The organism is Clavibacter lycopersici (assembly GCF_003576405.1).
In the GTDB taxonomy this organism is placed as follows: Bacteria; Actinomycetota; Actinomycetes; order Actinomycetales; family Microbacteriaceae; genus Clavibacter; species Clavibacter lycopersici.
Window position 1 is genome coordinate 1 of sequence record NZ_QWGT01000238.1, and the last position, 4,148, is coordinate 4,148.

Consider the following 4,148-nt stretch of genomic DNA (forward strand, 5'->3'; position numbering starts at 1 on the left):
CCGTGGCCGCCCGTCGGTGCGGTCGCCGCGGGAGCGTCGGGCGCGGGGTTCCGGACGGCGATGCGCAGGGATCCGCCCGCCCGGCCGTCGAGCGACACCTCCACCGGCGCGCCCGGCGCGTGCCGTCGCGCGTTCGTGAGGCACTCCTGGACGACGCGGTAGGCGTGCCGCGAGGTCGTCGCGGGCAGCGTCGGCAGGTCGTCCCGGGTGTCGGGGTGGATCCGCGCGTGCACCTCCACGCCGAGGGCGCGGGCCTCGTCGAGGAGGGCAGGGAGGTCGGCGAGCGTCGGCTGCGGGGGCGCGACGGCGGGGGAACCCGACGGATCCCGCAGCACCCCGAGCACGCCGCGCAGCTCGGTGAGCGCGGTCCGGGCGTTGTCGCGCACCACCCCGGCGGTGGCGCGCACCTCGGACGCGTCCAGGTCGTCGCGGTACTCCAGCGCCCCCGCGTGCAGGGCGACGAGGGAGAGGCGGTGCGCGAGGACGTCGTGCATCTCCCGCGCGATCCGGGTGCGCTCGTGGTCCGCCGCCTGCTCGGATCGGAGCGCCTGCTCCTCCTCCGTGAGCCGCGCGCGCTCCCGGAGCGAGGCGAGCAGCTCCCGGCGGCCGCCCACGTAGAGGCCGACGACGATCAGGAGGCCGAGCACCACGATGAGCAGCGCGCCCGTGAGCGGCAGCTCCTCTGGGGTGACCGGCAGGTAGGAGAGGCCCGCGAGCTCCCACGTCGCGACCGCGGCGATCCAGACGGCGGCGGCGACGGCGATGTCGCGCGGCCGACGACGGGTCGCGAGCGACACGAGGGCGACGGCCGAGGCGAGGAGCCCGACGCTCGACACCGCCGCGAGGATCCCGAGCACCACCGCGACCGCGAGGGGCGCCCGGCGGCGCAGGGGCAGGAGGGCGATGGCGACGAGCCCCGTGGCCACGTCGAGCAGGAGGAGGAGCTCGATCCGCATGCCGGTGGCGCCGGCCTCGTCGACGAGCGTGAGCATGGCGCCGAACGAGAGCGTGCCGACCACGAGCGACAGCGCCATGATCCCCGCCTCGCGGCCGACGGTGCGGGCGCGGCGGGCGGGCCCGGTGCGGGGGACGTGCGCGGTGGGGGAGGACATGCCCCGACCCTACGGAGCGGGGCGGGGCCGCCGGATCGACCGGAGGGGGGAGATGGCGCCGCTGCGGGGAGGGCGGCGCGTCGGGTCAGCGGGTCGTGCGGGCGGCGCGGCGCTCGGCGCGGGAGGCGCGCCAGCGACGCCAGGCGTCCCAGAAGCGGTGCAGCTGGCGCTTGAGGAACACGTTCACGCGGTGGGCGGCGGGGAACTCGGTGCCGAGCACGGCGATCCCGAGGAAGACGATGAGCCAGCCGGGCCCGGGCAGCGGGATGAGCACGACGCCGACGAGGACGATGGTGAGGCCGAGGATCCCCACGAGGATCCGGTAGAGCCAGCGGGCCTTCGGGTGCAGCTCGATCCAGGCCCGGCAGCGGCGCAGGAACCGGCGCAGCGGATGCGCGTGGCTGGAGCCCGCCTCGAACTCGCGGGTCAGGGTGTCGGACATGGGTTCACGCTACGGGCGGGGCCTGGGAAGCGGCTCCCTCATCCGGGGAATCCGCAGGATGCCGTGACGATCCGGGCCCGGGCGCCGTCGCGCGGCCGTCAGCGCGGGGGCGGTGCCGTGATCCGCCTGGCCGCCTCCACGACGGCCGCGCGGTCCGCGGCGCGCGCCCGGGGCGAGTCCCCGTGCATCGCCGGGTACGGCGACTGCACCCACGCCTGCGCGAGCGCGAACAGCATCGTGAGGAGGCGCTGCGGATCCCACGACGGGTCGATGTGCCCCTCCTCCTGCCCTCGGCGGATCGCCTGGACCTTGGCCGACGGCGAGGTCTCGCTGTGCGGCACGTCGAGCGCGACGCCGTCGAGCCGGGCCCACGCGAGCATGCGGCGGTGCTGCGGGTGCTCGTAGGCGTGGTCGAAGAGCTGGCCGACGAAGCCCGGGATGTCGGCGGGATCCAGCGTCACGGCGGAGAAGAACTCGATGCCGTTGAGCTTCAGCACCGCGTGGAACAGCGACTCCTTGTCGGTGAAGTGCGCGTACAGCCGCTCCTTGCTCGCGCGACCCGAGCGGGCGATGCGGTCGACCCGCGCGCCGGCCAGCCCGTGGGCGGCGAACTCCTCGCGCGCGGCCAGGAGGATGCGGTGCCGGACGTCGTCCTGCTTCTCGTCGGTGGATCGGGCGGACCCCGTCGTCTCTGCCATGTGAACAGCGTATGTCAAACGAACCGGTTCGTTTGACTCTTCGCGCGGTGCGGCCCTAGATTGGACCGTCCTCGCCCGCCCCGGGCGCCGCACGATCCCCCAGGAGCACCAGATCTCGAACGCACGCACCCCCGAGAACGCACCGCCCTCGACGTCCCCCGCCGCGCCGTCCTCCGCCTCCGCGCCCGCCGGCCCCGCGACCCCCGCCGCGCCGTCCGCCCGCAGCAAGTGGATCCTCCTCGCCGTCGTCGCCCTCGCCCAGCTGATGGTCGTGCTCGACGGCACCATCGTGAACATCGCGCTCCCCGCCGCCCAGCGCGACCTCGGCATGAGCGACGCCGACCGCACCTGGGTCGTCACCGTCTACGCTCTGGCGTTCGGCTCGCTGCTCCTGCTCGGCGGCCGCATCGCCGACTACTGGGGCCGCAAGCGCTCCTTCATCCTCGGCATGATCGGCTTCGCGGCGGCCTCCGCGCTGGGCGGCATCGCCGTCACGGGCGAGATGCTGCTGCTCGCCCGCGGCCTGCAGGGCGTGTTCGCGGCGCTCCTCGCGCCCGCCGCGCTCGCCCTCCTGTCGGTGACGTTCCCGTCCGGCCCCGACCGTGTGAAGGCGTTCGCGGTCTACGGCACCATCGCCGGATCCGGCGCGGCCGTCGGCCTGCTGCTCGGCGGCGTCCTCACCGAGTACCTCAGCTGGCACTGGTGCCTCCTGGTCAACGTGCCGATCGCGGTCGTCGCGGTCATCGCCGCGATCCCGCTGGTGAAGGAGAGCCGCGCCGACGGCGACCGCAGCTACGACGTGCCCGGCGCCCTGCTCGTCACGGTCGGCCTCGCGTCGATCGTCTACGGCTTCTCCCGCGCGGAGAACGGCTGGGGCGAGCCCGACACCATCGGCTTCCTCGCGCTCGGCGCGGGGATCATGGTCGCGTTCGTCTGGTGGGAGTCGCGGGCGCGCAACCCGCTGCTGCCGCTCCGCGTCGTGGCCGACCGCACCCGCGGCGGCGCGTACCTCACTTCGGTGATGGTGGGCGCGGCGCTCCTCGGGGGGCTGCTCTACCTCACGCTGCACTTCCAGATCGTGCTCGGCATGTCGCCGCTGATCTCGGGCCTCGCGTCGCTGCCCATGGCCGCGACCATCATGCTCACGGCCCCGCAGGTCGCGCGGCTCCTGCCCCGCGTCGGCCCGCGGATCCTCATGACCGTCGGCCCGCTCGTCGCGGCCGCGGGTCTCCTGTGGTTCAGCCGCATCACGGTCGACGGCGCCTACGTCGTGCAGGTGCTGCCCGGCCAGATCCTGCTCGGCATCGGGCTCGCGTGCGTGTTCGTGCCGATGCAGAACGTGGCGCTCTCCGGCATCGAGCCGCGGGACGCGGGCGTCGCGGGCGCGGCGCTCACGGGCACGCAGCAGATCGGCGGATCCATCGGCACGGCCGTCTTCACGGCCCTGTTCGCCTCCGCCGTCACCGCGGCGACGACCGACGGGGTGGCGAACCCGCTGCAGCAGCAGGTCGACGGGTACCACGTGGTGTTCCTGGCCGCGGCGATCGGCGTGGCCTGCGCCTCGATCATCTCCTGGTCGATGGTGCGCGTGCCGCTCGAGCGCTTCCGCGAGGGCGCATCGTCCGAGGCCGTCAGCATGCACTGATCCCCGGCCGGATCACGACGACGCCCCTCCCGCAGCGCGCGGGAGGGGCGTCGTCGTGCGTGGGCCGCGGGCCGCGGTCAGGCGGAGGGCGACCAGCCGAGTGCCGGGCCGAGGCGGCGGGCGACGTCGGTGAGGATCTGCGTCACGTCGTCCGGGCGGAGGCCGTCGGGCAGCGCGATCGCGAGCTCGTCGGCGGCCTGCACGGCGGGATCCGCGCGGAGGGCGGCGGCGAGCTCGTCGGCCGGGCCCAC

4 protein-coding genes are annotated in these 4,148 nt (G+C 75.0%); 1 reads left to right on the plus strand and 3 read right to left on the minus strand.

Annotated features, from left to right (window positions below; all coding sequences use genetic code 11):
* The 3 genes from DZG00_RS12940 to DZG00_RS12950 form a co-directional block, all read right to left on the minus strand.
* Positions 1-1,112: sensor histidine kinase (locus DZG00_RS12940; RefSeq protein WP_119455696.1), on the minus strand; the 1,112-nt coding region annotated here is incomplete at its 3' end.
* Between the two features lie 85 nt (positions 1,113-1,197).
* The gene (locus DZG00_RS12945) at positions 1,198-1,554 is read right to left on the minus strand and encodes a TIGR02611 family protein (protein ID WP_119383380.1); all 357 of its coding nucleotides are present in this window, start codon (positions 1,552-1,554) and stop codon (positions 1,198-1,200) included.
* A 98-nt stretch (positions 1,555-1,652) separates the two neighbouring features.
* Positions 1,653-2,252: a TetR/AcrR family transcriptional regulator gene (locus tag DZG00_RS12950; protein ID WP_119455697.1), complete on the minus strand. Its 600-nt coding sequence runs from the start codon at positions 2,250-2,252 to the stop codon at positions 1,653-1,655.
* 265 nt (positions 2,253-2,517) lie between these two features.
* Here DZG00_RS12950 and DZG00_RS12955 point away from each other — a divergent pair, with 265 nt between their 5' ends.
* On the plus strand, positions 2,518-3,897 hold the full coding sequence (locus tag DZG00_RS12955) for an MFS transporter (RefSeq protein WP_233549190.1): 1,380 nt from the start codon (positions 2,518-2,520) through the stop codon (positions 3,895-3,897).
* Positions 3,898-4,148: the final 251 nt, after the last annotated feature.

Excerpts from the sequence above, each read along its gene's own strand:
- DZG00_RS12945 (WP_119383380.1), bottom strand. The coding sequence starts at position 1,554 with ATGTCCGACACCCTGACCCGCGAGTTCGAGGCGGGCTCCAGCCACGCG.
- DZG00_RS12950 (WP_119455697.1), bottom strand. The coding sequence starts at position 2,252 with ATGGCAGAGACGACGGGGTCCGCCCGATCCACCGACGAGAAGCAGGAC.
- DZG00_RS12955 (WP_233549190.1), top strand. The coding sequence starts at position 2,518 with ATGGTCGTGCTCGACGGCACCATCGTGAACATCGCGCTCCCCGCCGCC.